The following is a 1,190-nucleotide window of genomic DNA, read 5'->3' as shown; positions in this document are numbered from 1 at the left end:
GCGGCTCTGCAGGCAGCCGTCTCTGATCTTGTTGCGCGGCACGAGATTTTGCGGACGGTGTATCCGGAGGTCGACGGCGTCGGCTACCAGCAAATCATCTCGGCGGATCGGGTGCGGTTGGATGTGTCGCCGGTTGCGGTGTCGGAGTCCGATGTCGTTGGTGCGGTGACGGAGTTCTTGTCGGCTGGTTTCGATGTGGCGGTGCAGGTACCACTACGGGCGCGGCTGTTCGCGGTGTCGGAGTCGGAGTTCGTGTTGGCGTTGGTGGTTCATCACATCAGTGGTGATGGTGTGTCGATGGGGCCGCTCACGCGTGATGTGATGGTGGCGTACGAGGCTCGTTATCGGGGTGAGGTTCCGGGGTGGGCGCCGCTCGAGGTGCAGTATGCCGATTACGCGTTGTGGCAGCGGGAGGTGTTGGGGTCCGAGGATGATGCGGGGTCGTTGATTTCGCGTCAGGTCGGGTTCTGGGAGTCGGCGTTGGCGGGGTTGCCGGATCAGTTGGATTTGCCGGCTGATCGTTCGCGGCCTGTGGTGGCGTCCAATCGTGGGGCGAATCATTCGTTCGTGGTGGGTGCGGATGTTCATGCTGGTTTGAATGATGTTGCTCGTGAGTCGAATTCGTCGTTGTTCATGGTGGTGCATGCGGCGTTGGCGGTGTTGTTGTCGCGGTTGTCGGGGACGTCCGATATTGCGATCGGTACTCCGGTGGCGGGTCGTGGTGAGCAGGTTCTCGATGATTTGATCGGGATGTTCGTCAATACGTTGGTGTTGCGGACCGAGGTGGAGGGTTCGGGGAGCTTCGTCGATCTGCTCGCAGGTGTGCGGGAGGCTGATCTTCAGGCGTTTGCGCATGCGGATGTTCCGTTCGAGCGGTTGGTGGAGGTGCTCAATCCGGCGCGGTCGCAGGCTCGGAGTCCGTTGTTCCAGGTGATGTTGGCGTTCCAGAACATGGAGCAGTCGGCGTTGCAGTTGGGTGATTTGCGGGTTGCGGGGGTCGATGCCACTGCGGTAGCGGCGAAGTTCGATCTGCAGCTGACCATGGTGGAGCAGTTCGACGAGGTGGGTGCCCCGGCGGGGATGGCGGCGTCGTTGACGTATGCGACGGATTTGTTCGACGAGTCGACGGTGGCTGGGTTTGCGGACAGGTTCGGGCGGATTCTTGGTGCTGTTGTTGCTGATCAGTCAAT

Annotated in this window: 1 protein-coding gene; it reads left to right on the top strand. The window is 61.2% G+C overall.

Annotated elements, in window-relative coordinates:
• Positions 1 to 1,190 (top strand): condensation domain-containing protein (locus ACWF6P_RS31790; RefSeq protein WP_452623703.1); only part of this gene is annotated, 1,190 nt, incomplete at both ends.

The sequence above is a fragment of the Rhodococcus sp. NPDC055024 genome, assembly GCF_053608585.1.
The sequence above is the reverse complement of the archived record's forward strand: the minus strand, read 5'-3'. Positions and strand labels throughout refer to the sequence as shown.